Source organism: Novosphingobium sp. TK71, from assembly GCF_055361505.1.
In genome coordinates this window covers 2,340,979-2,367,636 of the sequence record NZ_CM143962.1, presented here as the reverse complement: position 1 = coordinate 2,367,636, position 26,658 = coordinate 2,340,979, and the positions used below count along the sequence as shown (strand labels likewise).

General features: G+C 66.5%; 31 protein-coding genes. 23 read left to right on the top strand and 8 right to left on the bottom strand.

The annotated features are described in order from the left end of the window. Window positions 1-77 precede the first annotated feature (77 nt). The 9 genes from ACXJ16_RS11025 (at window position 78) to ACXJ16_RS10985 (ending at window position 6,051) form a co-directional block, all read left to right on the top strand. Complete coding sequence (locus ACXJ16_RS11025; protein WP_443478085.1) at window positions 78-644, top strand: SURF1 family protein; 567 nt, start codon at window positions 78-80, stop codon at window positions 642-644. 112 nt (window positions 645-756) lie between these two features. Next, window positions 757-2,157, top strand: a complete 1,401-nt coding sequence (thrC, locus tag ACXJ16_RS11020) for a threonine synthase (RefSeq protein WP_324697975.1) — start codon at window positions 757-759, stop codon at window positions 2,155-2,157. Window positions 2,158-2,168: 11 nt separating this feature from the next. Continuing rightward, window positions 2,169-3,056: a class I SAM-dependent methyltransferase gene (locus ACXJ16_RS11015; protein WP_324697977.1), complete on the top strand. Its 888-nt coding sequence runs from the start codon at window positions 2,169-2,171 to the stop codon at window positions 3,054-3,056. Between the two features lie 26 nt (window positions 3,057-3,082). After that, window positions 3,083-3,454 carry a dihydroneopterin aldolase gene (locus tag ACXJ16_RS11010; protein WP_054437087.1) on the top strand — a complete coding sequence of 124 codons (372 nt, stop codon included), beginning with the start codon at window positions 3,083-3,085 and terminating at the stop codon, window positions 3,452-3,454. A gap of 3 nt (window positions 3,455-3,457) precedes the next feature. Continuing rightward, window positions 3,458-3,787, top strand: a complete 330-nt coding sequence (locus ACXJ16_RS11005) for a Rossmann fold domain-containing protein (protein ID WP_324697979.1) — start codon at window positions 3,458-3,460, stop codon at window positions 3,785-3,787. Between the two features lie 8 nt (window positions 3,788-3,795). Continuing rightward, the gene (gene moaA, locus ACXJ16_RS11000; protein WP_324697981.1) at window positions 3,796-4,800 is read left to right on the top strand and encodes a GTP 3',8-cyclase MoaA; all 1,005 of its coding nucleotides are present in this window, start codon (window positions 3,796-3,798) and stop codon (window positions 4,798-4,800) included. Window positions 4,801-4,802: 2 nt separating this feature from the next. Continuing rightward, a complete protein-coding gene (locus ACXJ16_RS10995) occupies window positions 4,803-5,045 on the top strand; it encodes a MoaD/ThiS family protein (protein ID WP_324697983.1) in 243 nt (80 codons plus the stop codon). A 1-nt stretch (window position 5,046) separates the two neighbouring features. Beyond that, entirely contained in the window at window positions 5,047-5,493 is a 447-nt protein-coding gene (locus ACXJ16_RS10990; protein ID WP_324697985.1) for a molybdenum cofactor biosynthesis protein MoaE, read from the top strand. 129 nt (window positions 5,494-5,622) lie between these two features. Beyond that, window positions 5,623-6,051 carry a hypothetical protein gene (locus ACXJ16_RS10985; RefSeq protein WP_463920681.1) on the top strand — a complete coding sequence of 143 codons (429 nt, stop codon included), beginning with the start codon at window positions 5,623-5,625 and terminating at the stop codon, window positions 6,049-6,051. Window positions 6,052-6,138: 87 nt separating this feature from the next. Here the strand turns inward: ACXJ16_RS10985 and ACXJ16_RS10980 are convergent, their stop codons facing one another. Continuing rightward, complete coding sequence (locus ACXJ16_RS10980; protein WP_463920680.1) at window positions 6,139-6,687, bottom strand: hypothetical protein; 549 nt, start codon at window positions 6,685-6,687, stop codon at window positions 6,139-6,141. Between the two features lie 256 nt (window positions 6,688-6,943). Here ACXJ16_RS10980 and rplU point away from each other — a divergent pair, with 256 nt between their 5' ends. The 4 genes from rplU (at window position 6,944) to ACXJ16_RS10960 (ending at window position 9,126) form a co-directional block, all read left to right on the top strand. Further along, entirely contained in the window at window positions 6,944-7,240 is a 297-nt protein-coding gene (gene rplU, locus ACXJ16_RS10975) for a 50S ribosomal protein L21 (protein WP_054437070.1), read from the top strand. Between the two features lie 24 nt (window positions 7,241-7,264). After that, window positions 7,265-7,534, top strand: coding sequence for a 50S ribosomal protein L27 (gene rpmA / locus ACXJ16_RS10970; RefSeq protein ID WP_054437066.1), 270 nt, complete (start codon window positions 7,265-7,267; stop codon window positions 7,532-7,534). A 260-nt stretch (window positions 7,535-7,794) separates the two neighbouring features. Further along, on the top strand, window positions 7,795-8,382 hold the full coding sequence (locus ACXJ16_RS10965) for a GNAT family N-acetyltransferase (RefSeq protein WP_054437063.1): 588 nt from the start codon (window positions 7,795-7,797) through the stop codon (window positions 8,380-8,382). Between the two features lie 189 nt (window positions 8,383-8,571). Beyond that, entirely contained in the window at window positions 8,572-9,126 is a 555-nt protein-coding gene (locus ACXJ16_RS10960) for a GNAT family N-acetyltransferase (RefSeq protein ID WP_463920677.1), read from the top strand. A 27-nt stretch (window positions 9,127-9,153) separates the two neighbouring features. Here the strand turns inward: ACXJ16_RS10960 and ygfZ are convergent, their stop codons facing one another. After that, a complete protein-coding gene (gene ygfZ / locus ACXJ16_RS10955) occupies window positions 9,154-9,900 on the bottom strand; it encodes a CAF17-like 4Fe-4S cluster assembly/insertion protein YgfZ (RefSeq protein WP_443478088.1) in 747 nt (248 codons plus the stop codon). Window positions 9,901-9,927: 27 nt separating this feature from the next. Then, window positions 9,928-10,872: a LysR family transcriptional regulator gene (locus ACXJ16_RS10950; RefSeq protein WP_324697995.1), complete on the bottom strand. Its 945-nt coding sequence runs from the start codon at window positions 10,870-10,872 to the stop codon at window positions 9,928-9,930. Between the two features lie 122 nt (window positions 10,873-10,994). Here ACXJ16_RS10950 and ACXJ16_RS10945 point away from each other — a divergent pair, with 122 nt between their 5' ends. After that, window positions 10,995-11,693, top strand: coding sequence for a pirin family protein (locus tag ACXJ16_RS10945; RefSeq protein ID WP_132469431.1), 699 nt, complete (start codon window positions 10,995-10,997; stop codon window positions 11,691-11,693). A gap of 45 nt (window positions 11,694-11,738) precedes the next feature. Continuing rightward, window positions 11,739-12,317 carry a nitroreductase family protein gene (locus tag ACXJ16_RS10940; RefSeq protein ID WP_185998088.1) on the top strand — a complete coding sequence of 193 codons (579 nt, stop codon included), beginning with the start codon at window positions 11,739-11,741 and terminating at the stop codon, window positions 12,315-12,317. A gap of 107 nt (window positions 12,318-12,424) precedes the next feature. On the opposite strand, the gene ACXJ16_RS10935 is transcribed toward ACXJ16_RS10940, so the two are convergent. Beyond that, window positions 12,425-12,763 (bottom strand): hypothetical protein, encoded by a 339-nt coding sequence (locus tag ACXJ16_RS10935; RefSeq protein WP_463920674.1) that lies wholly within the window; start codon window positions 12,761-12,763, stop codon window positions 12,425-12,427. A 201-nt stretch (window positions 12,764-12,964) separates the two neighbouring features. Here ACXJ16_RS10935 and ACXJ16_RS10930 point away from each other — a divergent pair, with 201 nt between their 5' ends. Further along, window positions 12,965-13,627, top strand: coding sequence for an HPP family protein (locus ACXJ16_RS10930; RefSeq protein ID WP_132469430.1), 663 nt, complete (start codon window positions 12,965-12,967; stop codon window positions 13,625-13,627). Between the two features lie 10 nt (window positions 13,628-13,637). Here the strand turns inward: ACXJ16_RS10930 and rarD are convergent, their stop codons facing one another. After that, window positions 13,638-14,546, bottom strand: a complete 909-nt coding sequence (rarD, locus tag ACXJ16_RS10925) for an EamA family transporter RarD (protein ID WP_132469429.1) — start codon at window positions 14,544-14,546, stop codon at window positions 13,638-13,640. Window positions 14,547-14,750: 204 nt separating this feature from the next. On the opposite strand from rarD, the gene ACXJ16_RS10920 reads away from it, so the two are divergent. Beyond that, on the top strand, window positions 14,751-15,173 hold the full coding sequence (locus ACXJ16_RS10920) for a glycine zipper 2TM domain-containing protein (RefSeq protein ID WP_054437056.1): 423 nt from the start codon (window positions 14,751-14,753) through the stop codon (window positions 15,171-15,173). Window positions 15,174-15,499: 326 nt separating this feature from the next. Beyond that, complete coding sequence (locus tag ACXJ16_RS10915; protein WP_454796613.1) at window positions 15,500-16,231, top strand: hypothetical protein; 732 nt, start codon at window positions 15,500-15,502, stop codon at window positions 16,229-16,231. Window positions 16,232-16,235: 4 nt separating this feature from the next. Here ACXJ16_RS10915 and ACXJ16_RS10910 read toward each other — a convergent pair whose 3' ends face one another. Both ACXJ16_RS10910 and ACXJ16_RS10905 read right to left on the bottom strand, forming a co-directional pair. Continuing rightward, a complete protein-coding gene (locus ACXJ16_RS10910; protein ID WP_054437185.1) occupies window positions 16,236-17,645 on the bottom strand; it encodes a succinylglutamate-semialdehyde dehydrogenase in 1,410 nt (469 codons plus the stop codon). A 162-nt stretch (window positions 17,646-17,807) separates the two neighbouring features. Continuing rightward, on the bottom strand, window positions 17,808-19,232 hold the full coding sequence (locus tag ACXJ16_RS10905; protein WP_463920672.1) for a protein adenylyltransferase SelO family protein: 1,425 nt from the start codon (window positions 19,230-19,232) through the stop codon (window positions 17,808-17,810). 65 nt (window positions 19,233-19,297) lie between these two features. On the opposite strand from ACXJ16_RS10905, the gene ACXJ16_RS10900 reads away from it, so the two are divergent. From ACXJ16_RS10900 to ACXJ16_RS10880, 5 genes are all read left to right on the top strand, one after another. Beyond that, window positions 19,298-20,158, top strand: a complete 861-nt coding sequence (locus ACXJ16_RS10900; RefSeq protein ID WP_054437054.1) for an alpha/beta fold hydrolase — start codon at window positions 19,298-19,300, stop codon at window positions 20,156-20,158. Between the two features lie 18 nt (window positions 20,159-20,176). Further along, complete coding sequence (locus ACXJ16_RS10895; RefSeq protein WP_054437052.1) at window positions 20,177-21,304, top strand: glycosyltransferase family 4 protein; 1,128 nt, start codon at window positions 20,177-20,179, stop codon at window positions 21,302-21,304. Between the two features lie 124 nt (window positions 21,305-21,428). Beyond that, complete coding sequence (locus tag ACXJ16_RS10890) at window positions 21,429-22,229, top strand: tetratricopeptide repeat protein (RefSeq protein ID WP_132469427.1); 801 nt, start codon at window positions 21,429-21,431, stop codon at window positions 22,227-22,229. Window positions 22,230-22,231: 2 nt separating this feature from the next. Next, window positions 22,232-23,596, top strand: a complete 1,365-nt coding sequence (locus tag ACXJ16_RS10885) for an outer membrane protein assembly factor BamB family protein (protein ID WP_420719860.1) — start codon at window positions 22,232-22,234, stop codon at window positions 23,594-23,596. A gap of 131 nt (window positions 23,597-23,727) precedes the next feature. After that, a complete protein-coding gene (locus tag ACXJ16_RS10880) occupies window positions 23,728-25,080 on the top strand; it encodes a methyltransferase family protein (protein WP_054437049.1) in 1,353 nt (450 codons plus the stop codon). Window positions 25,081-25,158: 78 nt separating this feature from the next. On the opposite strand, the gene ACXJ16_RS10875 is transcribed toward ACXJ16_RS10880, so the two are convergent. Further along, the gene (locus tag ACXJ16_RS10875) at window positions 25,159-26,547 is read right to left on the bottom strand and encodes a glutamate--cysteine ligase (RefSeq protein WP_463920671.1); all 1,389 of its coding nucleotides are present in this window, start codon (window positions 26,545-26,547) and stop codon (window positions 25,159-25,161) included. Window positions 26,548-26,658: the final 111 nt, after the last annotated feature.

Sequence of the window (26,658 nt, the reverse complement as noted above, 5' to 3'; positions counted from 1 at the left end):
CAGTCCGACTTCGCGTCGGCTGCCCCTTTCGGTTTCGGAACACTGATCCGGGGCAGGCCCCGATCCGAGGAAGCACGATGCACCGCATTCCCATTTTTTCGACGCTGGTCGTGCTCGCCGCCGCAGGGCTGATGGTGGGGCTCGGCTTCTGGCAATTGCAGCGCCTTCACGAAAAGGAAGCGCTGCTTTCCAGTTATGCCAGCGCGCAAAGGTTGCCCGGTGAAGTCGAATGGCCGCGCAGCAAGGAAAAGCAGCAGGGCTTCCTGTACCGCCGCGCTCGGCTCGAATGCGCTGTCGTCACCGGCCATTCGAGCATTGCCGGGCGCAATGCCAAGGACGAATCGGGCGCCGCGCAGACGGCCGACTGCACTTTGGCAGACGGAACGAAGGCCTTGGTCGTGCTCGGATGGTCGCGCATGCCGATGGCCGCCGGCGGCTGGGCAGGGGGCGAGGTCCACGGTGTGATCGCACCCGGACCGAGGCTCGTCGCTGCGCCGCCATTGGCGGGGCTGGAGGCGAACGCCATTCCCGATCCCGCCGAGATACCGAACAATCACTTGTCCTACGCCGTGCAGTGGTTCTTTTTCGCGGCGACGGCTCTGGTCATCTACGTTCTTGCATTGGCGAAAGGGCGCCGGCCCTGACCGCAAGGCGGAGCCCGGAATGAAATTTCGCCTCGGCCAGCTTTAGGAATTGTTCTTGCCTAACCTGCACGACAGGCTTTTCATTTCGCGCCCCTGCCGCTAACCGCGCCCGATGGACTATATCAGCACCCGTGGCAGCGCTCCCGCGCTCGATTTCGAAGGCGCGACACTGGCCGGCCTGGCTTCCGACGGCGGTCTTTATGTTCCGCGCGAGTGGCCTCGCTTTTCGGCTGACGAAATCGCGGCCATGGCGGGCCTGCCTTATGCCGAGCTGGCGGCGAAGATCATGTTCCCCTTCGTCGAGGGAAGCCTGACTTACGACCGCCTGCTGGAGCTGACGACCCAGGCTTACGGCCGCTTCGCGCACAAGGCGGTAACGCCGCTCAAGCAGCTGGACGAGCAGCAGTGGGTGCTGGAACTGTTCCACGGGCCGACACTGGCTTTCAAGGACGTGGCGCTGCAGCTGCTGGGCCTGCTGTTCGAGGAATTCCTCGGCCGCTCGGAGCGTAACCTGACCATTGTCGGCGCGACTTCGGGCGACACCGGTTCGGCGGCGATCGACGCGGTGGCCGGACGGGCCAAGGTCGATATCTTCATGATCCACCCGCATGGCCGTGTCTCCGATGTGCAGCGTCGCCAGATGACGACGGTGCTGGCACCGAACGTTCACAACATCGCCATCGACGGCTCTTTCGACGATGCGCAGGCGATGGTGAAGCGCATGTTCAACGATCGCGACGTGACGGGACGCTTCGCGATCGGCGCCGTGAACTCTATCAACTGGGCGCGCCTGATGGCCCAGGTGGTCTATTACTTTGCTGCAGGTCTCCAGCTTGGCGCGCCGCACCGTAAGGTCGCTTTCTCGGTGCCTACCGGCAATTTCGGCGATGTGTTCGCCGGATACGTCGCCGCGCAGATGGGCTTGCCGGTCGAGAAGCTGATCGTTGCCACCAACGTCAACGACATCCTTCACCGTGCGCTGGCCGAAGGCGACTATTCGCAGGGTACTGTCACGCCAACTGCTGCACCCTCGATGGACATCCAGGTTTCGTCCAACTTCGAACGCCTCCTGTTCGATCTGGGCGGCCGCGATGGCGCCGCGCTGGCTGCGCAGATGGCAGGGTTCGAGGCGACCAGGGCCATGAAGCTCACCGAAGCCCAGCGTGAAGGTGCCGCGGCACTGTTCCAGTCTGCCCGCGCCGATGGTGACGAAATGGCGCAGGCTATCCGCTGGGCCTGGGAAAACTGCGGCGAACTGATCGACCCGCACACCGCTTGCGGCCTGTTCGCCGCGCGGTCCGCCGGGATCGACGCTGCCGTTCCCGTCGTAACGCTGGCGACGGCGCATCCCGCCAAGTTCCCGGACGCGGTAGAGCGTGCGACCGGTCAGCGTTCCGGGCTGCCGGCCCGCGTGGGCGACTTGTTCGAGCGCGAGGAAAAGTGCGTCGAACTGCCGGGCGACTACGAGGCGATCGCCGCGTTCGTGGCCGAGCACGCGACCCCGAAGGTCTGACAGAGGGCTCCATGGCAGACATCGCAACCCAGCCGCTGATCCTCGCAGGGGAGGGCTGGGATGACTATGGCCTCGTCGATTCGGGGCACGGACGCAAGCTGGAACGCTACGGCAGCTACCGCTTCGTGCGCCCCGAACCGCAGGCGATGTGGACGCCGCGGCTCGAGAACTGGGATGCGCACGGCGAATTCGTGCCGGGCTCTGACGAGGACGGCGGCGGCCGGTGGCTGTTCGACAAGATGGTTCCGCGTGAAGGCTGGCCGCTTGCCTGGAACGAAGTCGGCTTCACCGCGCAGTGCACGCCGTTTCGCCATCTGGGGTTCTTCCCGGACATGGCCCCGGTGTGGGACTGGATGCGGGACATGCTTGCCGGGCAAGCCGATGCCAGCACGCTGAACCTCTTCGGCTACACCGGCGTCGGCACGCTTGCGTTGTCGGCCCATGGCCCGGTCACGCACGTCGATGCCTCCAAGAAGTCCGTCGCCCAGGCGCGCGAGAATGCAGAGCTGGCCGGGCTGGGAGATCGTCCGGTGCGCTGGCTGATCGACGATGCAGCCAAGTTCACCGCGCGCGAAGTGCGCCGGGGCAAACGCTATGACGGGATCATTCTCGATCCGCCGAAGTTCGGACGCGGCCCTACCGGCGAAACCTGGCGCCTGGAGGAAAACCTTCCCGGCCTGCTTGCCGATTGCCGCCAACTGCTCGACGCGGACAGCAAGTTCCTGTTTCTAACCGTCTATGCCGTGCGCATGTCGTCATTGGCGCTGGCGGGGCTGATGGAGGAACTGTTCCGCGACCTGCCCGGCACGATCGAGCATGGCGACCTCGCCGTGCGCGAAGACGGGGAGGGCCGTCTCCTCCCCACCGCAATCTTCGCGCGCTGGCGAAATAACGGCTAAGGGCCCCCGCCATGCACTCCAATGCCATGACCGATTCGCTCATTCTCGAAGTCGCCGATTTCGAACACGATGTCCTCACCGGCATCTATTCGGAAGAAACCGGCAAGCCGCAGCCGCTGCGCTTCACGATCACCGTGCACATGAAGCCCGCCGATCACTACGCGCCGGACACGCCGCTGACCGCCAGCAAGAACTATATGGACCTCAAGTTCGCAGCCAGCGAAGCGCTGCCGCAGGGTGTCCACTTCAAGCTGATCGAGGCGGTGGCCGATCACGTCTGCGAAACGCTGTTTCTTCAGGACGAGCGGGTTGAGGCGGTAACGGTGAAGATCGTCAAGCTGGCCATCGCAGAAGCCGGCGAGAAGATCGGCATGACGCTTACGCGGCTGCGTCGCTGAATCATGATCCTGCGCGTTGGACCATTGGCGGATGATCCGCTCGATGCCGCCGCGCAGTTTCACGCCGGCGCCCTGGCCGAAGCCCGCTCGATACTGGCAGGGGGCGAGACGTCGCTGGTTCTGGTCTTCACGGCCGCCGGCCATGCCCATCGTGGCTGGCGGCTCGCTGCCGTGCAGGGGCTTGCCCGCGAACATGCGCCGCGCCGCGTCAATGGGCTTGCGGGCGACAGTGCCGAGGCGATAGCCGCCGTGGCCGAGTGGCTGAATCTGGCGCCCGCCGTGACGGGGCAATACCTTTCGCTTGCTGGAAAGGGCGCGGGGGCCTTACTATAACCGTAGCAATGAGAACATGTTCGCCCCTTGTCGACCAGTTCCAGCGCCGCATCACCTATTTGCGGCTCTCGGTGACTGACAGGTGTGACTTGCGCTGCGCCTATTGCATGCCCGAACGCATGACCTTCCTTCCGAAGAAGGATGTTCTCAGTCTTGACGAACTGCACCGCATGGCGCTCGGTTTCATCGGCCGTGGCATTACCCGCCTGCGGCTGACCGGCGGAGAACCGCTTGTCCGGCGGGACATGATCGACCTGGTGCAGGCCCTGGGCCGCAAACTGGGCGATGGGCTGGAGGAATTGACCCTCACGACCAACGGAACCCGGCTGGCCGAATTTGCCGACGATCTGGCCGCCGCCGGGATCCAGCGGATCAATGTCTCGCTGGACACGCTGGACCGAGCGGGCTTCGCCCGGCTGACGCGCCGCGATTCGCTGCCGCAAGTGCTGGAAGGGCTGGCGGCGGCCAAGGCGGCCGGCCTGCGCGTCAAGATCAACACCGTCGCGCTGAAAGGCCTGAACGAGGCCGAGATTCCCGAAATCGTCGCCTGGGCGCATGGGCAGGGTTTCGAATCGACCCTGATCGAGGTCATGCCGCTTGGCGAGGTGGAGGAGGATCGTTTCGATCACTATCTGCCGCTTTCCTCGGTTCGCGAAGATCTGGAACGACGCTGGACGCTGGTACCCAGCCAGCACCGCACGGGCGGACCGGCGCGTTATTTCGACGTGGCGGAAACCGGCGGGCGCATCGGACTGATAACGCCGCTTACCCAGAACTTCTGCGAGGGGTGCAACCGCATCCGCGTGACGGCGACGGGCCAGCTCTACGCCTGCCTCGGTGGTAACGAGCGGGTGGACTTGCGGGCCGCCTTGCGCAGCGAGCATCCCGAGGCTGCGTTGGACGAGGCGCTCGACATGGCCATGAAGATCAAGCCGGCGCGGCACAATTTCGCGATCGATGCGCGCGGAGCGGCACCTGCGCTGGCGCGCCACATGTCGATGACGGGCGGTTGACGATGGCACTGCGTCTCGTGTTCCTGGGCCGTTTGGAGGATGCGGCAGGTGCTGCTTCTCTTGCCGTTCCGTTCTTGCCGACTCTGGCGGAGGTTGTCGGTGCGCTGGAGGCAGGGTTGGCCGATGCCCTGCGGGGTTCTCGGGTAAGGGTTGCCGTGAACGGAGTCGTCCTGAGCGGCGAAGGTCAGCCGGAACTGTGCGAGGGCGACGAGATCGCCTTCCTGCCGCCGGTTTCCGGTGGCTGACATGGCCGGTGATGTCCGCCTCTTGACCGGGGCTTTCGATCCGGCGTCACTGCTGCGGGATTTCACCGCCGCGCGGCCGCAGGCTGGTGGTATCGTCAGTTTTCTCGGGCAGGTTCGCGAGGGAGGCGGCGTGGAAGCGCTCGAACTGCGTCATTATGAACCGCTCACGCTTCCTGCGATGGAAGCGCTGGCGGCGCGTGTACTGGCGCGCTGGACGCTGGACGGGCTGCTCGTGGTTCATCGCAGTGGAACGATGGTGCCGGGAGAACCGATCGTCCTGGTCGCGGCAGCGGCGCGGCATCGCCGCGATGCTTTCGTCGCCGCGGATTTCGCGATGGACCATCTCAAGAGCGAATCATGGTTCTGGAAGCGTGAAAAAGTCGCCGGGGAGTGGCGCTGGATCGAGCCTCGCGAACAGGATATCGAGGATCTGGCCCGCTGGGCCTGACGGCGGGAACGAAATTTCGCGCGGATGCAGCGTACTTCGCCTTTCGTTTGACCCTCGTCAATTTCATCGGGCCCTGCACGGTGCATAGCTGATCCCACAGGGAGATCGTCTCTCAAGGGAGCCAGTGCCATGTCGCAGCGTCTCGATTCGCAGCAACTTCGGGAACTTGCCATCGCCATCGATGCCCCGCAGGTCCGGGCGGCGACGGTCGTCGATCGCGGCTTCGGCCTGCCGACCGGGCTCTATATCGCGACAGTGGCGCTCTACCTGGGGTTCATCGGTGTCATGGCTGCCTCGTTCCTCAATTCGGAACTTGCGATACCGATGGTGATTTTCGCGGGCTTCGTCGTCTTTGCCTTCGGCCTTGCCGGTTACTGGACGCGCATGAAGCCCGACAATCGCACGGCGACGCCGGACTGGGGGCAGTTCCGCGCGCGCGGCATCGAAACTCTGAGCGGAAGGTTGACCGCGGGCGAGGCGACCATTCAGGTCCTCCTGCTTCCCGTGCTGATCCTGGGTTGGGGACTGGCCGTCGCCGTCATCGTCGCCTTCAACTGATCCACCTGTCCGGGCCGGGGGGCTTTCGGACAGGGATCGGGCGCTTCGGAGACCCCTCCCTCGTCAAGAGGGAGGGGTTTTTCCGTTTCAGTTCCTCAGTCGGGCATCGAGGCCCGAGATGATGTCGTTCTGGGCATTCACGAGGCCCTGGACCTGCTGCCGCGCGGTATCGATGGCCCTGGTGCTGGGGGATTCGTCGGTAGGGGCGGCGGTGCGCGCATCGGCATAAAGCGAATCGAGATCCGCGAGAGCGGCAACGGCAGTGTCGCGGCTGGCCTGAAGTGCGGAAACGGCGACTTGGGCCGAAACCCAGGAATCGCTCGTCCGCGCAGCGCGGGCCGCGGCGCTCACCGCCCGTTCGGCGGCGGGGCGCTTCGATGCGAACTGACGGTCTGCATCCTGGGCCGCCGTGACGAGTCCGCTGATTCGCGTGGTGAGATCGGCGCTCGGCGGGGGAAGCTGGACGGGCGGCGGCGCGGGTTCCGCCGGCGCGGGCAAGGCGCTGCGTTCGGCCCCCCGATAGGCCAGCGAGGGATAGCTTCCCGCCGTCGAGCAGGCCGCAAGCCCCAGGGGCAGCGCCAAAGTCAGGCAGAGATGCGGGATCGGCGGCAGAAAACGGACTGGTGTACGGCTCATGGGCATGACATAGCATGGCCATGGCTGATCGCGAGCCTCAATCACGGTTGAATCGCGTTTCGCAGCCGGACCCGGGCCACTCCTTGGTTGACACGAATCGGGTGGTGGACTAACGGCACCCTTCTTTCCGGTACCCCGTGCAAATGGGATGCCGGTGCGTCGCCCGCAAGGCTCCACGGTTCCTTCCTGGACCAGAGCGGCCGGGGCAGAGTTGTTTCGGCCTGTTTAGGGCTCATTGAGATTAGGTAAGGGCACCATGTTCGCAGTTGTGCGCACGGGCGGCAAGCAGTATCGGGTTGCCGCCGGAGACAAGATCGCGGTTGAAAAGCTGGCTGGTGAAGCCGGTGAGACCATCACGCTGGGCGACGTTCTGCTCGCCGGCAACGACGGCGAAGTCGCTGACGCCTCGAAGATCACGGTTTCGGCCGAGATCATCGCACAGGCCAAGAGCGAAAAGGTCGTGGTGTTCAAGAAGCGCCGCCGCCATAACTATCGCCGCAAGAACGGTCACCGCCAGCAGCTTACGCTGCTGCGCATCGTGTCTGTCGCCTGAGCCAAAGATCGGAAGGACTGAACAATGGCACATAAGAAAGCTGGCGGTTCGTCGCGTAACGGTCGCGACTCTGCAGGCCGCCGTCTTGGCGTGAAGAAGTTCGGCGGTCAGGAAGTGATCGGCGGCAACATCATCATTCGTCAGCGCGGTACCCGTGTGTATCCGGGCGTGAACGTCGGCATCGGCAAGGACCACACCCTGTTCGCCACCGCCGAAGGTCGCGTGCGTTTCCACGACGGCAAGCAGGGCCGTAAGTACGTCTCCGTAGACGTCATGGCAGAAGCCGCCGAATAATCGGATGGTCGATAAAAGGGCCATCCTGACGGGATGGCCCCGCCGATTTTCGTGATCGGCTGATCGAGGGAGAGGGGCCTACCCGTCTCCCTCTTTTCGTGTCTCCCTCACAGCACCGCACAATCGTTCGCAAGGCGACCGATCCGTACACTTTCTTACGAATTTGCGCGGATATTTCAGGGCCTTCGCGCGTTGTGCGTAATCGCAATGTCACGCGCTTCTGATACCGATGGCGCGGGGCGGATGAGTGGAGATACACTATGTTCATTCGCAGCGAACGGCTGTTCCTGCGGCCTGGATGGCCCGAGGACTGGGAAGAACTGCTGGCGCTGATCGACGACGAAAAGGTCGTCCGCAATCTCGCCAAGGCGCCCTGGCCTTACACCAGCGAGGATGCACGGCGTTTCCTGGGCACCGATCAGGACATGCTGCTCCCGCGTTTCCTGATCACGGAGCCCAGCGCCCATGGTTCGCGGCTGGTCGGTTGCATCGGCCTGTCCGATCTCGATGGCGAAGTGAATCTCGGCTACTGGATTGCACGCGATCACTGGGGGCAGGGCTTCGCGAGCGAGGCGGTGCGCGCCGTCCTCTCGCTCGCTCGGGCGATCGGGCACAAGCGGATCGTTGCCAGCCATTTCATTGATAACCCGGCATCCGGCCGCGTGCTCGAGAAATCCGGTTTCCACCGGACCGGACGCCTCGTCGAGCGGTTCAGCGAAAGCCGCGGCATGGCCTATCCGGCGCGCGAATATGCGCTGGAGTTCGATTCGCCCAGCGATTGCGATGATGATCGCGGCAATACCGGTCTTGGCGGCGGATCCGGCATCGCGCGTCAGCGCGCCGCATGATCTGTGTCAGCCGCGGCGCCTTGTCGCCGGGGCTGCACCGCCTCCTCATTTCAGTCTTTCCAGCCATATCGGCGCGATAACGCCGGCTTGGTCGCGGCAGAGGCCCGGAGCATAGCAAAAGCCGTGCATTGGGCCGGAGCTTTGTGCATAGTGGCCGCCGCGGAAAAAGAGATAACGGAGAACCGTCACATGTTCGTCCGCACGGAGAGACTGTTTCTGAGGCCCGGCTGGCCGGAAGACTTCGACGAACTGGTCGAAGCCATTTCGGATGAAGCCGTTCAGCGTAATCTGGGTGTTGGCGAAATGCCGCGCTCCAGTCGCGCCATGCGCGAATATCTCGGCAAGCCGCGCGATCCGCGCCTGCCGCATTTCTTCATGTACCTGCGCGCGCCGGATGGCCCTCAACTCGTGGGCGGGATCGGTCTGGGCCGTATCGAGGGCGACATCGAGCTCGGCTACTGGATTGCGCCTTCCCATCGGGGAAAGGGATTTGCCGGAGAAGCGGTTCGCGCCGTGCTGGACCAGGCCCGGACACTGGGCCACCGGCGCATCGTGGCGAGCCACTTTGCCGACAATCCCGCAACCTTGGGCGTGTTGGAGGCATCGGGCTTTGCGGACAGCGGTGAGGACCGCGAGCGGTTCAGTGTTGGTCGGGGAATGCCGGTCAGCGCGCGGATCTACGTGGCCGATCTCGAGCACCGCGCGCCGGTGAATGCGGCGAACGGCGCGGCGATGATGGCCTGATCGCTTTCGGCTTTCAGGGGTGGACGGTCAGACCTGGAGTTCGAGCCACTTCGGCGCGAGCTGGGGGTCGATGTCCTCCACTCGCAGATGATCCACGGCAAAGCCCAGTTCGGGATAGGCCGCGCGGCGACGTTTTTCGTCGGAGCGGGCGAGCGGGACCACGATCAGGCGGCGGTTGACCTTCTGCCGCCAGTTCATGCGCGCGGTATTTTCCTGCCCGACATAGCAGCCCTTGGTGAAGCTTACGCCGTTCAGTTCCACGGCGTTGCATTCCAGCCAGAGCGTTTCGCCGTCACCAAGCTCGGCGCGGCCTTCCGGCACGCCCATGGCAAGCCGGTGTGCACGCCAGGCAAGGTCGGCGCCTTCGGATTCGGAAGGATCGGTGGGGTCGACCGGCGCGATCCAGCGTTCGCCAAGGCCGTGATGCCGGGGGTCGGGCGCGGCGCCGTCGCCGGTGTGGGGGCGCCAGTGGATAGCCAGCGTATCGTCACGAACGATGTCTATGGCGCGGCGCAGGCGGTACATCGACAGTCGCTTGACGAGCGCGTCGGCAGCTTCCGCCTCGCAGTCGATCAGCAGGCCGTTGCCGCCGGGCCAGACGAGGAAGTCGAACAGCACCTTGCCCTGCGGGGAAAGGAGCGCAGCCCAGATGGGCAGCACTTTCGTCACGTCGGCGGTGACGAGGCCTTGCAGGAATTCGGCGACATCTTCGTTCGAATCGGGGCGGGGGGAAAGCCGGATCACGGCGCGGTCGAACAGGCGGCTGGCGGTCATGGCCGATAAGTGGGGCAGCGCCGCGAGCTACGCAAGTGTCCGATTGGGGGAAGCAGGGGCGGTGATCGGCGCGCAGTTCGCGAGACGTTCGCGAATCTCGTCGAGAACCCAGACGGCGGCGGGGCCGGGCGGACTGTCCTTGCGCCACAAAGCGACGAGGGCATAGTCGATAGTCGGCCGTTCGGGCAGGTGGAGTTCGACCAGTTCGCCGCTGGCAAGATCGGCGGAAATCCGGTGGCGCGGCATCGATCCCCAGCCAATTCCCTCCTTGAGCAGGGCATGTTTGGCGCCGAGATCGGCGAGGCGCCAGGACCGGGGGCTGAAGACCGAAAAGTCCCGGCCCTCCGTCAATGGAGAGCGATCGGTCAGCACGAGTTGCAGGTGCTTGCGCGCCTCACCCGGGGCGATCGGGCCGGGCACGGCGAGCGGATGGCCGGGGGCGGCCACCGGCACCATCTCGACAGAACCCACGGTTTCGCGCTGGATTTCGGGAAGATCGAGGATATCGGGCCCGGCGATGGCAAGAGTCGCGCGGCTGTCCAGCACCAGCGCGGCGACGGCGCCCAGCGCTTCCACATGGAGGCGGAGGGGGACGCTCGGGAACATCACCTGAAAGTCGCGCAGCAGCTTTGCCAGCACGTTGCCCGGCACCATGACATCCACCGCCAGCGAGAGTTCGGCTTCCAGTCCCTGCCGCAGGCTGCGCACCTTGGCGAGCAGGGCGTCGACATCGTCGGCGATGGCATGGGCCTCGCTCAGCAAGGCGCGTCCCTGCTCGGTAAGCTTCGGTTTTCGCGAGCCTTCCCGTTCGAACAGGCGGACGTCCAGCTGGGTTTCAAGCTGGGCGATGGCATAGCTCACCACCGAGATCGCGCGGCCCAGCTTGCGGGCCGCGCCGCCGAAGCTGCCTTCCTCGACGACGAGCAGGAAGGTGCGCAAGTGATCGAGGCTGGGCGGCGCAATATCGACCATCGGTAGAAGAAGCCTTCAGTTTAGTTGAACATTTCGATCGATTTTATCCCAATTATCCGGTGGCTCGGCAAGCACTACCTAAAGGGCACAGAACGGCACACAAACTGACCCAGGAGGGCCACATGATCGAAGTTCGTCCCTTCGCCAGCCTCGGCGCCGCCGATCATGGCTGGCTCGATGCCCATCACCATTTTTCCTTCGCCGATTACCACGATCCGGCCCGCACCAACTGGGGGCGCCTGAGGGTCTGGAACGACGATACCATTGGCCCGCGTTCGGGTTTCCCGCCGCACCCGCACCGCGACATGGAAATCATCACTTATGTCCGTACTGGGGCGATCACGCATCAGGACAGTCTCGGCAACAAGGGCCGCACCGGCGCCGGTGACGTCCAGGTGATGAGCGCGGGGACCGGCATCGTCCATTCCGAGTTCAATCTCGAGGACGAGGCGACCACCCTGTTCCAGATCTGGATCCTGCCGGACCAGCGGGGCGAGGCTCCGGGCTGGGGGGCGCGGCCGTTCCCGAAGGACGATCGCACCGGTCGCTTCGTGACTCTCGCCAGCGGCATCGCCGGGGATGAGGACGCGCTGCCGATCCGAGCCGATGCCCGCGTGCTGGGTGCCACCGTCAAGGCGGGCGACACCGTCACTTACGAAACCGGGCGCGGGCGCCATGCCTATCTGGTTTCCGCGAAGGGCCGCATCCTGGTGGGCGATGTCGAAGCGCAGCCGCGCGACGGCGTGGCGATCACCGGGCTCGATACCATCACCGTCACCGCCATCGAGGATGCCGAGCTCGTCCTGGTTGACGCGGCCTGAATCTCCTTTTCTCTCCCAACATTCTCATCAACCAAGGAAATCGACATGACCGGACGTACTGCCCATCCCAAGGTCGAGAAGCTGATCGTCAACCGCTGGTCGCCGCGCGCCTTCGATGGCAGCGAGATTTCGCAGGAAGACCTCGACGTGATCTTCGAGGCTGCCGGCTGGGCGCCTTCGGCCTACAACGTGCAGCCCTGGACCTTCCTCTATGCGAAGAAGGGCGATGCCAACTGGGACCTGCTGCTTTCGCAGCTGATCGAGTTCAACCAGGGCTGGGCCAAGGACGCCTCGGCGCTCGTCTATGTCGTGTCCGATAGCCAGATGCGCTCGGACAAGGGCAATTCGGACAATCACAGCCACAGCTTCGATGCCGGTGCGGCATGGGCGCTGGCGGCGCTCCAGGCGCAGGCGCTGGGCTACCATACGCATGGCATGACCGGGCTGAAGTTCGGCGAGGCCGAGCAGGCGCTTGGCATTCCCGCCGATCACCGCCTTGAAGCGGCCTTCGCCATCGGCCGGATCGGCGACAAGAGCCAGCTTCCCGAATTCCTTCAGGAACGCGAAGTGGCCTCGGGCCGCAAGCCGGTGGCCGAGATCGCCCGGGCCGGCAAGTTCGCCTGAACCCTATAAGCGTCCCGGACACTTCCCCTCCTGTCGCCGGGACGCCCAACGGGCCCGGTCCGCCTTTCCCTCGGGCGGACCGGGCTTTTTCATGTGGCGAAGGTGCTTCAGAACTTCTTCTTCAGGCCCACCATCAGCCGGTTGCTGACCGTGCCGTTGGGAAAGACCTGGGCTTCCAGATGCACATCGGCGCTGGTGGTTTCATCCAGCTTCATCTCCAGCCGGGGCGGACCTTCCGGAATGTCATAGCCTTCGGGGAGCGGGCGTAGCCGCTCCCGCTCCGGGTCTGGCGCGCAGACCACGATCTCTCCCGAGCGCGCTTCGGGGCAGCGCGGGCGCACGGCGCTGAACCGGGCATCCGGCGGGGCGCGCAACTGCCTGAGGTCGAAGGCGTCGATCGTCTGCTCGGCAACGGGGACGGCAGGTGCGGGGTCGATCGCGGGCATGGGTCGCTCCATCGGGAGAGCGCAGGCAAACACGCGATCGTGGCCTATTTGCGGCAGCATGGCGCGGCGAGGATGACGAAGCCCGTCACACACCGGCTTTCCGGTGCCCAAGCACGACTTGCCTCGCCATGGCCGGGCGACTCGTCCATAGGCCGCCCGTTCGCACTGTAATGGAGAGCGGGGCCGGTGGCGGCGGGATTGATGACGATATTGCGCGGCGGCTTGGCGCGCGGCGGGCTGGGGCGCCTCGGCTGGATGCGCGGGGCTTTCGGCGGCATGTTGGGAATCGCCATTGCCGGCGGTGTCACCTGGCTGCTGCAGAGTTCGGAACTGGCGGCGCTGCCGTTCCTCGTCGCGCCGCTCGGCGCCTCGACCGTGCTCGTGTTCTGCGTTCCCGCCAGCCCGCTGGCGCAGCCGTGGTCCGTGATCGGCGGCAATCTCATTTCCGCGATGGTCGGGCTGGCGGTGGGCCACCTGCTGGGCGATCCGTGGCTGGCAGGCGCGGTTGCGGTGGGGCTGGCGATCGCGGCCATGTCGCTCACCCGCAGCCTGCATCCTCCGGGCGGTGCCTGTGCGCTGCTCTATGCGCTGGGGGCCACGGGCAGCCAGGCCTGGGGCATCAGCTATCTCGTTCCGCTGGCGCTCAATGTCGTGATTCTCAGCCAGTTCGGGTGGATCTACAATAACCTCACCGGCCACCCCTGGCCGCACCGCGCGCCGAAAGTGCAGCACAAGGCGCCCGATCCCTATACGCGCGCGGATATCGAGGCGCTGCTGGCCGAGTGGGACGAAGTGCTCGACGTCGAGGTGGACGATCTCGACGCCTTCGTTCAGGCTCTTCTGCAGCGCGGCAGGCGCGCCTGACGGCAGCGGTTCAGGCTGCGGCGACCTTGCGCTTGCGCGAAAGCAGGTCCCAGCAGAACACGGCGATGGCGGTCCAGATGAACAGGAAGCAGTAGACCTGCACCCGCTTGAGCGGCTCGCCGAAGGCGAAGAGGCCGAGCAGGAACACGCCCGTGGGCGTCACGAACTGGATGAAGCCGAGCACCGAGAAATCCAGCCGCCGCGCCGCGCTTGCAAAAAGCAGCAGCGGAACGCCGGTAACGATCCCTGCGCAGGCAAGCAGGATGCTGGTGGTCGGCGCCTGTCCCATGGCGAGCCCGGCCGGGCTTGCCGCCTGCCAGCCCAGCATCCCCAGCGCGGGCACCAGCAGCACCAGCGTTTCCACGGTGAGGCCCGGCAGGGCTTCGACCGGTGCCAGCTTGCGCACGAGGCCGTAGCCCGCGAAGCTCAGCGCGAGGCTGAGGCTGATCCACAGCGTGTCGATCGCGCCCCAGGCCAGCATGGCAACGCCGACCCCGGCCAGGATCACCGCCAGCCACTGCAGCCGCGTCAGCCGCTCGCGCAGGAAGATCGTGCCGGCCAGCACGTTCACCAGCGGATTGATGTAGTAGCCGAGGCTGGCGGCCAGCACGTGGCCTTCGAGCACGGCGATCACGTAGACCAGCCAGTTGGTGCCGATCAGCAGCCCGCTCAGCGCCAGCGCGCCCAGGATGCGCGGATTGCCGAGTGCGGCGCGCAATTGCGGCCCCTGGCGCAGCACCGCGACCATGATGAGGCAGAACGGCAGGGTGAACAGCAGCCTCCAGGCCACGACCTCGAACGGGGCCACCGTATGCAGCGCCGCGAAGTAGAGCGGGAACAGGCACCAGATGAAATAGGCGCCCAATGCCTGCAGGAGTCCGCCCGACTGGCGGCCGGGGTTCTGGGAGACGTGTCGCATGGGAAACCTTCGCTTGGTGGCCGGTCGCGATAAGTGCCGGAATGCCTTGCGGCAAGCGGTTCGTCGCAACACGTCCCTCGCCTCGTCGATATCGCGAATTCTGACAGCCGCGTTGCGCTTCGTTCAGCTTGGGTGCCTTAAAGATGAATGCATACAGCGGATCGAGGCCAACAAGCCCCTCCCGCAATGACGAGGAGATTCGAAATGAACGCATTCTTCAAGGCCGCCGCTCTCGCCGCCGCCTCTGCCAGCCTGGCCACCGCGATGCCCGCTTCGGCCGCGACCAGCTTCGGCCCCGCCAGCTTCCAGGCTCCCGGCGAGCAGACTTACGAACATGGCCGCCAGCGCTACTCGCGCGAGGATTATCGTCGCGGCTACGGCAGCCGGGACCGCTACTACCGCGACAATCGCGGTTATCGCGGGGACACCTGGCGCGGTCGCGACGGTCGCGACTACTGCCGTCGCTCCAATGGCACCACCGGCCTGCTGGTAGGCGGTGCGGCGGGCGCCCTGCTGGGCCGCGAGATCGACAGCCGCGGTGATCGCACCACCGGCACCTTGCTGGGTGCGGTCGGCGGTGCCCTGCTGGGCCGCGAGGTCGACCGTGGCGGCTCGCGCTGCCGCTAAGCCACCCGAATACTGACTGGCTTCCCCCGCGAGGACGGCGACTGGCGGGGGGAGACCTCCCGGGCTCCATTTGGTTGGGGGCGGGTGGGAGAGGGCGTCCGTGGCCTTTGGGCTGCGGGCGCCCTCGACCTGTTCACGCCGCATGGTTTCCGCGCCTTTCCATGGGTTGACAAAGCCGGTGGCGGGCATCCCGAATTGGGACGCGGCCGCGATCGGAGGGCGCGGCCCCTTGTCTTCGCGCCAATTGCCGGGAAGGCTGGACGGCAGATATTCATGCCGCAGTGCCGCTCGCAAGATCCTGGCCCCGGCGGGAAAAGGACGCGACGATGAAGGCCAGACATCCCTCCATGGGCCGCACTTCTCTCCTGCTCGCCGGCATGGGCGCCGCGCTGCTGCTGGCGGGCTGCGATTCGCACGAGAAGAAGCCGGTGGACGAGGCAAGCGATCCCGCGCTGGCGGGCGGGCTGGGGGACCGGATCGTCGTCGATCCCGAGATGACCGGCGGCAGGAACCCGGCACCGGCTGCGAGCGGGAACGGCATCGTTCTGCCCGCCGCCGCCCGCTCTCCCGAGGCTGTCGCCGCTGCGAAGAAGGCCGCGGCCGAAGCGGCCGGCGGCGCGCTGGGCGCGGCCCCGGCACCGCAGAAGGGCTCGGCATCCCCGCTGGCCGAAGGCGCGGCGAGCGCGGCGCGGGTCACGCAGGCCAGCCGCGGCGCGAAGACCGACTGCGCGGGCAAGGTCCGCTATTCCGACAGCTGGGCCACGAAGCTGCCCGCCGCGCTTCCGGTCTATCCCCGCGGCGCGGTGCAGGAAGCGGCCGGAACCGACACGGAAGGCTGCGCCCTGCGGGTGGTCAACTACGGCACCGCCGTCAGCCCCGCAGACGTGATCTCGTTCTATTACGCGATGGCGCAGAAGGGCGGATACAGCGCGGAATACCGGGTCGACGGGGCCGATCACGCGATCGGCGGCCGCAAGGGCGCGCTGGCCTATGTGGTATATGCCCGCAAGCTGGCGAACGGCGTGACGGAAGTGGACCTGGTGACCTCGGGCCAGTGAGGCCCTATTTCAGGCCCACGCCGATCACCGCGCGCGGCTGTTCCATCTCGCCCGAGGCGACCGGATAGGCGCAGTAATCCGCTGCATAATAGCCCGAGGGACGGTGATTGCCCGAAAGGCCGATGCCGCCCATCGGCGCGGCGTGGCTGGGGCCGGTGGTCGTGCGGTTCCAGTTGACGATGCCCGCCCGCACGTTCGCCCAGAAGCGGTTGTAGTCCTGCGGGCTGCCGCCGACGAGCGATGCGGCAAGGCCGAAGCGGGTATTGTTGGCCTCGGCGATCGCCTCGTCGAAATCGTCCACGCGGATCACCTGGAGGATCGGCCCGAACAGTTCCACGTCGGGGCGGTCCTTCATCGCGGTGGTGTCGATGATGGCGGGGCTGAGGAAGGGCAGCGCGTCGTCCGGGCGGACAAGATGCTTGATCGCCTTGCCGCCGTTGCTCAGCAGATAGAGGAAGCTTTCTGTCAGCCCGTCCGCTGCCATGTTGTCGATCATCGGGCCCATGAAGGGCGCCGGTTCGTCGAACGGGGCGCCGACGATGAGCCGGTCGGCCAGTGCCTTCACTTCGGCGATCGCGGCGTCGTAGATCGCGCCCTTCACGATCAGCCGCCGCGCGGCGGTGCAGCGCTGCCCCGCGCCCGCGAAAGCCGACTGCACGATGAGCGCGGCGGCATCGGTCAGCTTGGGGGTGTCCCACAGGACGATCGGGTTGTTGCCGCCCATTTCCAGCGCGACCAGCTTGTCCGGACGGGCGGCGAGGCGGCGGTTGATCGAGATGCCGGTATTGGCCGAGCCGGTGAACAGCACCCCGTCCACCCCGCCATGCGCCACGAAGTCCTGCCCTTCGAGCGGGCCGCCCACCGCAAGCTGCATGACCGAGGCGGAAATCCCGGCGCGGTGGAAGCAGCGCGCCAGCATTTCCCCGGTGGCAGGGGCTTTCTCGCTCGGCTTGAAGATCACCGCGTTGCCCGCGATCAGGGCGGGCACGATGTGGGCATTGGGCAAGTGGGCCGGGAGATTGTACGGCCCCAGCACGACGAGCACGCCGTGCGGCTTGTGGCGGACCGCCATGGTGCCCTGGAGCGCGGAGTCCAGCTTGCGCTGGCTGGTACGCTCGGCATAGGCGCGGATCGAGACTTCGACCTTGGCGATCACGTTCTCGACTTCGGCGCGGGCCTCCCACAGCGGCTTGCCCACTTCGCGGGCGATCGTGACGGCCAGCCGGTCGGCATCCTTGCGCACTTCGTTGGCGAAGCGGCGCAGCAGTTCGATGCGGGTGGCCAGCGGCAGCGCGGCCCAGTTCGGCCAGGCCCGCCGCGCGCGGTCCACCACCTCGTCCACGTTGCAGGGCTTGCCCCGCCAGATTTCCGCGCCGGTAGCCGGTTCGTGGGAAACGATGTCCGCATTGTTCACGGTTTCGGTGGTTTCCTGATCTCTGGTGGCATCCTGCGCCGGCCTCGTGGCTGTACCGCCCATGACTTTGGCTGATCCGTTGGCTTGGGTAACTCGCTGCAGCACATGCTCTTGCACAAGTTCCCTACCGGGAAGCTAACAGGACCTGTAATCCTTTGTCGCTCAGGCGGGGAAGGGGTGGCCGGCGGGGGCGGGCGCCGGGCCGAGCTGGCGGCCCAGCTCCCGGATTTCTTCCACTTTCCCGTAAAGCGCGGACCAGTCGTCATGCTGGTCGATCTCCGCCCAGATGCGTTCCACCTCGTCGATCAGGATGCCGGGCGGGGGCTTGCGCTTCCAGAAGGGATCGTCCGCCGTCGCGGCGGGGCGATAATTGTGCATGAGCTGGCCGAACAGGTCGTTCCCGCCGTCACGCCCGCCGCGATGTCGGAAGAAGAACTGCTCCGGCGCCTCGCCGGTGGCGACCATGGCCTGCTCGGCCGCCTGGATCAGCGCGGCATCGTCCTTCACACCCTGCGGCACCACGCCCAGACGCCAGGCGAACCGGCGGCTCATCGCTTCCTGGTAGAGGGGTGCGAAACGGTCCAGCGCGGCCACCAGCGGGGCGGTTCCCACCAGCAGGCGCAGCGCCATGGCGAGCTGGCCGCAGTTCCACAGCACCGCTTCCGGCTGGCGGCCGAAGGCATAGAGGCCGGTGCGGTCGAAATAGGCGGCGGTGAAGCGCGGGTCCCAATGCGGGAGCCAGCGCCAGGGGCCATAATCGAAACTCTCGCCCGAGATGTTCATGTTGTCGGTATTGAGCACGCCGTGGACGAAGCCCGCGACCATCCAGCTCGCGGCGAGGTCCGCCATGCGCTCCACCACCTGGTGCAGCAGGATCACCGCGGGCTGCTCGCGCCCGGGCGCATCCTCGGGTGGCAGGCCGCCGGGGAAGGTTTCCAGGCAATAGGCGACGAGCGCGGCCATGTGGTCGCGTTCTTCCAGTGCCAGCAGGCGCTGGAAGGTGCCGATGCGGATATGGCCCTGGCTGAGCCGCACCATGACCGCCGAACGGGTGGGCGAGGGTTCGTCGCCGCGCCAGAGTTCCTCGCCGGTCTCGATCACCGAGAAGGTCTTGCTGGTATGGACGCCCAGCGCCTCCAGCATTTCGGTGGCGAGGATTTCGCGCACCGCGCCCTTCAGCGTCAGCCTTCCGTCGCCTTCGCGGCTGTAGGGGGTCTGGCCCGATCCCTTGGTGCCGAGGTCGAGCACGCGGCCGGTTCCGTTTCCGGCCCCGTCGAGCAACTGGGCGAAGAGAAAGCCCCGCCCATCGCCGATGTCGGGATTGTAAACGCGGAACTGGTGGCCGTGATAGCGCAGCGCCAGCGGCTGCGGGAGATTGCCGGGCAGCGGTTCGAAGCGGCCGAAATGCGCGGTCCAGCCGGCATCGTCCAGCCCGTCCAGCCCGACTGCCCGCGCCCACCGGTCATTGCGGAAGCGCAGGGTATGGGCCGGAAACGCCGCGGCGCTCACGGGACTGGCGATCCAGTCGGAAATCGCCTCGATACGCGGGGCAGGACGATAGGCACTTGCTTGCGGTTCGCTTCGCATCAGGCGATAGTGGCGATGCAAGGCCGGTCTAGCAAGGCGGGCGAACAGGAGGTCGCAGCTTCGGCATGACGGGTTATGAGGATCGGTTCTGGTCGAGCCGCGATGGTCTGAAGCTGCATTTTCGCGATTATCCGGGCGAATCCGAAGGAAAACCGCCGATCGTCTGTCTCCACGGCCTTACCCGCAACGCCCGGGACTTCGAGAACGTGGCGCAAGTCCTCTCGCCCCGCTGGCGCGTGATCTGCCCGGACATGCGCGGCCGGGGCGATAGCGAATATGCCCGCGATTCGGCCACTTACAACCCGCTGCAATATGGCGAGGACCTGCTCGCGCTGCTGGAACAGGAAGGGATCGACCGTTTCGTGGCCATCGGCACCTCGCTGGGCGGGTTGATGACGATGGGGCTGGCGACGATGTTTCCCGAACGGATCGTCGCCGCCGTCATCAACGACGTGGGGCCGTTCCTCGAACCTGCCGGGGTGGAGCGGATCAAGGACTATGTCGGGCAGGGCCGCAGCTATCCCACCTGGGTCCATGCCGCGCGCGCGCTGGAGGACAACCAGGGCGAAGCTCATCCCGGCCAGCCGCTGGATTTCTGGATCGGGCGCGCCAAGCGGCTGATGACGCTGTCCAATTCGGGGCGCGTGGTCTTCGATTACGACATGAAGATCGCCGAACCCTTCCTGGGGTACGACGTGGACGACCAGCCCGATCTCTGGCCGGCATGGGAAGCGCTGGCGGGCCGTCCGGTGCTGGTGCTGCGCGGCGACCTGTCCGACCTGCTTTCCGCCGCCACGCTGGAAAAGATGCTGCGCCGCCTGCCGGGGACCGAGGCGGTGACGCTGGAAAACGTCGGCCATGCCCCGACGCTGGACGAGCCGGAGGCGATGGACGCGATCGAGCGGCTGCTCGCCCAGGTTCCCTGAGCCGGACCGGCATCGGCCTTGCGCATTCTCCATCTTCATTCGAGCTTTGCCGCCGGCGGCAAGGAACTGCGCGCGGTGCGGCTGATGAACCTGTTCGGGCCGCGCATCGCCCATGCGGTGGTTTCGGCCCAGCCGGGCGCGCACGGGGCGGCGATCGTGCTCGATCCGGCGCTCGATGTGACATTCCCGGAAGATTTTCCCGGCCTCCAGGGGCGCCCCGCGCCCGCGCGTCTCTGGCGGATCGCCAAGGCGATGGCGGACTTCGATCTCGTGCTGACCTACAACTGGGGGGCGATGGACGCGGTCATGGCGCATGGCCTGTTCAGCGGGCTGCTGGGGCTGCCGCCGCTGGTCCATCACGAGGACGGCTTCAACGAGGACGAGGCGGCAGGGCTCAAGCCCGCGCGCAACCGCTACCGGCGAATCGCGCTGCGGCGGGCCTCGGCGCTGGTGGTCCCCTCGCGGCGGCTGGAGGCGATTGCGCTTTCCGCCTGGCGCCAGCCGCGCGGGCGGGTGCGGCTCATCACCAACGGTATCGATTGCGACGCCTATCTCGACCGTCCGCGGCCCGATGTCCTGCCGGGCATCGTCAAGCAACCGGGCGAGCGCTGGGTCGGCACCCTGGCCGGGCTGCGGCCGGTGAAGAACCTTCCGCGGCTGGTCCGCGCCTTCGCGCCGCTGCCGGAGCCGTGGCGGCTGGTGATTCTCGGCGAGGGGCCGGACCGCGCCGCGATCGAGGCCGAGGCCGCGCGCTGCGGAGTTTCGGGCCGGGTCCACCTGCCGGGCTTCGTGGCCGACCCTTCCCATGCGGTGGGCCTGTTCGACGTTTTCGCGCTGTCTTCCGAGAGCGAGCAGTTCCCGATCTCCGTCGTCGAGGCGATGGCGGCGGCGCTGCCGGTGGCCTCGCCCGCCGTCGGCGATGTCGCGGACATGGTATCGGTGGAAAACCGGGCGCTCGTCACGCCCCCCGGAGACGAGGCGGCGCTGGCCTCCACCCTGCTGCGGCTGGCGGGCGACGAGCGGCTTCGCGCCCGGCTCGGCGCGGCGAACCGGGCACTTGCGCGGGACCGCTACGACGAGGCGGCGATGCTCTCCGCCTACAGCCGCACTTACGGCGAAGCGCTGGGCCGGGAGCGGCTGATTTGACACGCGGACACCATTCAGCAAGGCTTCACCCCGACCGGTGCAGCGATCATCACCGTTGAAAAGCCGTGGCCATTCGCTAAACAGCCCGGCAACCATCCTGATTTCCGCAGAAAGCGCCCGCAAATTGGCTCTGCCTCCTTCCAGCAACACGCCGTCCAACCCGAAGTCCGCCGAGCGAATCGCCGCGCAGCAGGATGTATTCCTGCGCGAGGTCGATGATGCCCTGCGCCAGGACCAGGTGGAGGGCTTCTTCAGCCGCTATGGAAAGCCGGTGCTCGCGGCGGTTGTCCTTGCGCTTCTCGCCTTCGGCGGCTGGCTCTACTGGAGCCACCGCCAGACCCAGCAGCGCGACGCCAATGCCGAGGCCTATGTCCAGGCGCTCGACAGCATGAAGGCGGGCAACCTCGATGCCGCCAAGGGCAAGCTCGAACCGCTTGCGGCGCAGGGTTCGGGCGGCAGCCCGACTTCGGCCAAGCTGCTGCTGGCCGGGATCGCCGCCGAACAGAAGCGCGTGCCGGATGCGGTCAGGCTCTATGGCGAAGTGGCGAACGACGCCAAGGCGCCGCAGCCGCTGCGCGACCTTGCGGCCGTGCGCGGCGTCGCCGTCAATTTCGATGCGATGAAGCCCGAAGACGTCGTGGCCCGACTCAAGCCTTATGCCGCGCCGGGCAATGCCTGGTTCGGCGTTGCCGGCGAAATGGTCGGCATGGCCTACATCAAGATGAACAAGCAGGACCAGGCCGGTCCGCTGTTCGCCGCCATCGCCAAGGACGAGCAGGTCGAAGCCGGCCTGCGCAGCCGCGCCCGCCAGCTCGCCGCCGTGCTCGGCGTCGATGCGATCGAGGATGTCGTCGATGAACGCGGCGAGCCGATCGGCAAGCCTGATGCCAAGACGGGCGCGGTTGCCGCGCCCGCCGGAGAATGATAATGGTTGAGACTAAGCGCATGACGGCATCGGTGTTCAAATCCAGCCGTGCGAAGGTCGTTCCGCTGATCGCGCTGGCGCTCGTCGCCGGCCTTTCCGGGTGCAAGTCGAACAGCAAGGGCCCCAAGACCCCCACCGTGGGTGAACGCGTGCCCATCCTTTCGCGAATCGAAAGCGGTGCGAAGGTCGATCCTTCGCTCGAAGCGGTCTCGGTGATCCTGCCCCCGGCCGAAGCCAATGCCGAATGGGCGCAGGCGGGCGGCAATGCCGGCAAGTCCTACGGCCACCTCGCGCTGGCCGACCATCCGGGCAAGGTCTGGACCGCGCAGATTGCCGGTTCCACCCCCCGCGCCCGTCTGGCCGCAGCGCCTGTCATCGGCGAGGACAAGCTCTTCGTGATGGACACCGCGGGCGTCGTCCACGCCTTCGACGCCAAGACCGGCGCGCACTTGTGGACCAAGGACTTCGCCGTTTCGGGTGACGGTTCGCAGTCGATCTTCGGCGGCGGCGTCAGCTACGATTCGGGCAACCTCTACGTCACCACCGGCCTCGGCGAAGTCGCCGCGCTCAAGGCGGCGGACGGCAGCCAGATCTGGACCAAGAAGCCCGGCGGCCCGCTGCGCGGTTCGCCGACGATCTCGTTCAACTCGGTCTACGTGATCTCGCAGGACAACCAGATCTTCGCGCTCAACGCCGCCGACGGCAATGTGCTGTGGAACGAGTCCGGCTCGCTCTCGCAGGCCGGCGTGTTCGGCGTGGCGGCTCCGGCGGCCGGGCAGGGCACCGTGATCGCGGGTTATTCCTCGGGCGAACTGGTGGCCTACCGTTACGAGAACGGCCGCCAGCTCTGGTCTGACGCACTGGCGCGCACCTCGATCTCGACCGAAGTGGGCAGCCTTACCGACGTCGACGCAGACCCGATCATCGATCGCGGCCGTGTCTACGCGCTGGGCCAGGGCGGCCGCATGGCCGCTTACGAACTCGTCACCGGGCAGCGCATCTGGGAACTCAACCTCGCGGGCATCTCGACCCCGATCGTCGTGGGGGACTGGGTCTTCACGCTGGACGATCATGCCGAGATCCTCGCGATCGCCCGCACCACCGGCAAGGTCCGCTGGCTGACCCAGCTCGCGCGCTACGCCAAGGAAAAGAAGCGCAAGGGTCCGATCTTCTGGGTCGGCCCGGTGCTCGCCGGGAACAAGCTGTGGGTCGCCAATTCGCGCGGCGAAGTCGGCACCGTCGATCCCACGACCGGCAAGCTGACGCCCTTCGTGGAACTGAGCGATGCCGTTTCGCTGGCACCGGTCGTGGCCAACCAGACGCTCTACGTGCTGGACGATTCGGGCCAGATCAGCGCCTATCGTTGAACGGCCCCGCTCATGGGCCCCGTCCATCGGCGGCATCCTGAAAACGGCTCGTGCCTCCCCGGAGGCGCGGGCCGTTTTCGCATCCCGCTGCGTTTCTCACCCCTTAACCAATTGCGGCTAGTCCCTCCGGCATGAGCAGCGCCCCGAATTCCGCGAAAGACCTGCCCCCGAGCGACGTTTCCGCCGGTGTCGGCCTGTCCGGGCTGGCGGCGCTGCTTGCCTGGCTCATGGTCTGTCGCAACTGGGCCGCCATTGCCGAAGCCCTGGCGCTTCCCGGCCCGCACGCGCCGATGAGCGGGCCTTACGCCTCCGTCGCCACGCTTTTCGTGACGGGCACGGCGATGGCGCTCTGGTCCGTGTTCGTGGACAAGGTCCACCGCCGCCCTTCCACCGGAATCGACTGGAACCTGCGCCGCCCGCTCGCCGAAGCGGTGGACGTGTCAGTCACCAAGCTGGCCGGGCTCTGGGCCACCTGGGCGCTGATCGGCGTGTTCTACTGCATCGGCCGCTGGTACTGGGACGGGCAGTACCTCTTCGCGATGGAGGTGATCGGCGCTGCGGCGCTGCCGGTCTTCGTGCTCTCGATCCCCTATGTGCTCTGGCTGGATCGCCGGCTGATCGATCCGCGCGACCAGGCCTGGCACTTCGGCGCCCTGCTGATCGGCCGCGATGCCTGGGACGTCGAGGCGGTGAAGAAGCATGGCCGCGCCTGGGCCATCAAGGCCTTCTTCGGCGCCTTCATGATCTCGATCCTGCCCGGCGGCTTCGCACAGGTCGTCGAGGCGAACTTCGGTGCCATGGTGCACGATCCGGTCCCGCTCGCCTCCACGGTGATCGCGCTGCTGTTCCTGATCGACGTGCAGATCGGCACTGTGGGCTACATCTTCACCTTCCGCCCGCTCGATGCCCATATCCGCAGCGGCAATCCCCTGCTGGCGGGCTGGGTGGCGGCGCTGATGTGCTATCCGCCCTTCGTCTGGGGCACCATGGGCCGTGCCGACGTGCTGGGCTACGAGGTCAATACCCCCGGCTGGTCCTACTGGCTGGCGGGCCACGATGCGCTGCTGTGGCTCTGGGCGGGGTTCATGGTGTTCCTCACCGCGGTCTATGCCTGGGCGACTTTCGCTTTCGGCCTGCGCTTCTCCAACCTCACCTACAGGGGCGTGCTGACCAACGGGCCCTATCGCTTCACCCGGCATCCCGCCTACCTGTCGAAGAACCTGTTCTGGTGGACTTCGACGCTGCCGTTCCTCGTCACCAGCCACGCGCTGACCGACATGGTGCGCAACACCGTGCTGCTGGGGGTGGTGAGCGGCATCTACTACTGGCGCGCGCGGACCGAGGAAGCGCACCTGCTGGCCGAGGACGCGAAGTACCGCGCCTATCATGCTTGGATGGCCAGGAACGCGCCGATCACGCGGACGCTGACGAGGCTGGGCGAAAGGCTGCGGCCGAAAGTGCGTGAGCCGCAGGCGGCGGAATAGGGGAAGGCCCTCGCGGTGGCGCTCGGCGCCGCGAAGAGGGCAGGGGAGCCAGGCCCCCTGCCTTAGCCCTTCGGTTTCCTAGAAGCTCTTCAGTGCGTAGACCTTCGACAGGTCGCCGCCCCATTCGCCGTTGTACAGGTCGAGCAGGCGCTGCGCCGGAACCTTGCCGGTGGCGACGATCTCGGCCAGCGGTTCCAGGTAGCCGGTCTCGTTGTCTCCGCCGGCGTTGAGGCGGTTGCGCGAGGCCAGGCCCGAGCGGGAGATGTTCAGCACTTCGCCCGCGATATCGCGCAGGGTACCGCCGCCGCCGCGGAACGACTGGGGCAGTGGTGCGTCGAGGCCCAGTTTCGGCACCGAATTGCGCAGCCGTTCGCGCCCTTCCATGTCCCAGTCCTTGACCAGGTCCCAGGCGGCGTCGAGCGCGGCCTGATCGTAGAGCAGGCCGACCCAGAAGGCGGGCAGGGCGCAGATACGGCCCCACGGGCCGCCATCAGCACCGCGCATTTCGAGGAACGACTTGAGCCGCACTTCGGGGAAGGCGGTTGAAAGATGGTCCGTCCAGTCCGAGATGCGCGGACGTTCGCCGGGGACCACCGAAAGCTCGCCCTTCAGGAAGTCGCGGAAGGAATGGCCGGCCGCGTCGATGTATTTGCCGTCGCGGAACACGAAGTACATCGGCACGTCGAGCATGTAGTCGACGTAGCGCTCGTAGCCGAAGCCGTCCTCGAACACGAAGGGCAGCATGCCGGTGCGCGCGGGGTCAGTGTCCGACCAGATGTGGCTGCGGTAGGAAAGGAAGCCGTTGGGCTTGCCCTCGGTGAAGGGAGAGGCCGCGAACAGCGCGGTGGCCAGCGGCTGGAGCGCAAGGCTGGTGCGGAACTTCTTCACCATGTCCGCCTCGCTCGAATAGTCGAGGTTGACCTGGATGGTGCAGGTCCGCAGCATCATGTCGAGCCCCATGGAGCCCACGCGCGGCATGTGCCGCAGCATGATGTCGTACCGGCCCTTGGGCATGATCGGAAGCTCTGCGCGGGTCTTGTCGGGCCACATGCCGAGGCCGAGGAACGCCTTGCCGATACGATCGCCGATGGTCTTGACCTGGGCGAGGTGGCGGCCGGTTTCGGCGCATGTCTGGTGCAGGTTTTCGAGGGGCGCGCCCGAAAGTTCGAGCTGGCCCGCCGGTTCGAGGCTGACGGTGCCGTCGCTGCCCTTCATCGCGATGACGTTGCCGCCCTCGATGATGGGTTCCCAGCCGAATTCGGTCAGCGCCATCAGCAGGTCGCGGATTCCGCCTGTTTCGGCATAGGACGGCGCGTGGTGATCGCCCGTGTCGTAGACGAACTTTTCGTGCTCGGTACCGATCCGCCACGCATCGCGCGGCTTTTCGCCCGCGGCCATCGGCGCGGCGAGTTGGTCCAGGCTTTCGATCACCGGATCTTCGCGATCCGAAACCTCACGGGTGCTCATGGGCGCGGAGTTAGTGCGGCCCGCCGCCGGACGCTACAACTTTTTGTACCGAGCGGTTTGTTTCTTTCCGAAACGGCGGTTTCCTGAGGTTTCGCAAGCATGGCGCGCCGG

Bases quoted from the DNA above. Each gene is read 5' to 3' on its own strand.
- ygfZ (WP_443478088.1), bottom strand. From the start codon at position 9,900: ATGACCGCCAGCCGCCTGTTCGACCGCGCCGTGATCCGGCTTTCCCCC.
- rpmA (WP_054437066.1), top strand. From the start codon at position 7,265: ATGGCACATAAGAAAGCTGGCGGTTCGTCGCGTAACGGTCGCGACTCT.
- ACXJ16_RS11005 (WP_324697979.1), top strand. From the start codon at position 3,458: ATGATCCTGCGCGTTGGACCATTGGCGGATGATCCGCTCGATGCCGCC.
- moaA (WP_324697981.1), top strand. From the start codon at position 3,796: ATGAGAACATGTTCGCCCCTTGTCGACCAGTTCCAGCGCCGCATCACC.
- ACXJ16_RS10995 (WP_324697983.1), top strand. From the start codon at position 4,803: ATGGCACTGCGTCTCGTGTTCCTGGGCCGTTTGGAGGATGCGGCAGGT.
- rplU (WP_054437070.1), top strand. From the start codon at position 6,944: ATGTTCGCAGTTGTGCGCACGGGCGGCAAGCAGTATCGGGTTGCCGCC.
- thrC (WP_324697975.1), top strand. From the start codon at position 757: ATGGACTATATCAGCACCCGTGGCAGCGCTCCCGCGCTCGATTTCGAA.
- ACXJ16_RS10990 (WP_324697985.1), top strand. From the start codon at position 5,047: ATGGCCGGTGATGTCCGCCTCTTGACCGGGGCTTTCGATCCGGCGTCA.
- ACXJ16_RS10960 (WP_463920677.1), top strand. From the start codon at position 8,572: ATGTTCGTCCGCACGGAGAGACTGTTTCTGAGGCCCGGCTGGCCGGAA.
- ACXJ16_RS10945 (WP_132469431.1), top strand. From the start codon at position 10,995: ATGATCGAAGTTCGTCCCTTCGCCAGCCTCGGCGCCGCCGATCATGGC.
- ACXJ16_RS10940 (WP_185998088.1), top strand. From the start codon at position 11,739: ATGACCGGACGTACTGCCCATCCCAAGGTCGAGAAGCTGATCGTCAAC.
- rarD (WP_132469429.1), bottom strand. From the start codon at position 14,546: ATGCGACACGTCTCCCAGAACCCCGGCCGCCAGTCGGGCGGACTCCTG.
- ACXJ16_RS10880 (WP_054437049.1), top strand. From the start codon at position 23,728: ATGAGCAGCGCCCCGAATTCCGCGAAAGACCTGCCCCCGAGCGACGTT.
- ACXJ16_RS10985 (WP_463920681.1), top strand. From the start codon at position 5,623: ATGTCGCAGCGTCTCGATTCGCAGCAACTTCGGGAACTTGCCATCGCC.
- ACXJ16_RS10935 (WP_463920674.1), bottom strand. From the start codon at position 12,763: ATGCCCGCGATCGACCCCGCACCTGCCGTCCCCGTTGCCGAGCAGACG.
- ACXJ16_RS10900 (WP_054437054.1), top strand. From the start codon at position 19,298: ATGACGGGTTATGAGGATCGGTTCTGGTCGAGCCGCGATGGTCTGAAG.
- ACXJ16_RS10905 (WP_463920672.1), bottom strand. From the start codon at position 19,232: ATGCGAAGCGAACCGCAAGCAAGTGCCTATCGTCCTGCCCCGCGTATC.
- ACXJ16_RS10875 (WP_463920671.1), bottom strand. From the start codon at position 26,547: ATGAGCACCCGTGAGGTTTCGGATCGCGAAGATCCGGTGATCGAAAGC.
- ACXJ16_RS10885 (WP_420719860.1), top strand. From the start codon at position 22,232: ATGGTTGAGACTAAGCGCATGACGGCATCGGTGTTCAAATCCAGCCGT.
- ACXJ16_RS10980 (WP_463920680.1), bottom strand. From the start codon at position 6,687: ATGAGCCGTACACCAGTCCGTTTTCTGCCGCCGATCCCGCATCTCTGC.
- ACXJ16_RS11015 (WP_324697977.1), top strand. From the start codon at position 2,169: ATGGCAGACATCGCAACCCAGCCGCTGATCCTCGCAGGGGAGGGCTGG.
- ACXJ16_RS11010 (WP_054437087.1), top strand. From the start codon at position 3,083: ATGACCGATTCGCTCATTCTCGAAGTCGCCGATTTCGAACACGATGTC.
- ACXJ16_RS10915 (WP_454796613.1), top strand. From the start codon at position 15,500: ATGAAGGCCAGACATCCCTCCATGGGCCGCACTTCTCTCCTGCTCGCC.
- ACXJ16_RS11025 (WP_443478085.1), top strand. From the start codon at position 78: ATGCACCGCATTCCCATTTTTTCGACGCTGGTCGTGCTCGCCGCCGCA.
- ACXJ16_RS10930 (WP_132469430.1), top strand. From the start codon at position 12,965: ATGACGATATTGCGCGGCGGCTTGGCGCGCGGCGGGCTGGGGCGCCTC.
- ACXJ16_RS10965 (WP_054437063.1), top strand. From the start codon at position 7,795: ATGTTCATTCGCAGCGAACGGCTGTTCCTGCGGCCTGGATGGCCCGAG.
- ACXJ16_RS10920 (WP_054437056.1), top strand. From the start codon at position 14,751: ATGAACGCATTCTTCAAGGCCGCCGCTCTCGCCGCCGCCTCTGCCAGC.
- ACXJ16_RS10950 (WP_324697995.1), bottom strand. From the start codon at position 10,872: ATGGTCGATATTGCGCCGCCCAGCCTCGATCACTTGCGCACCTTCCTG.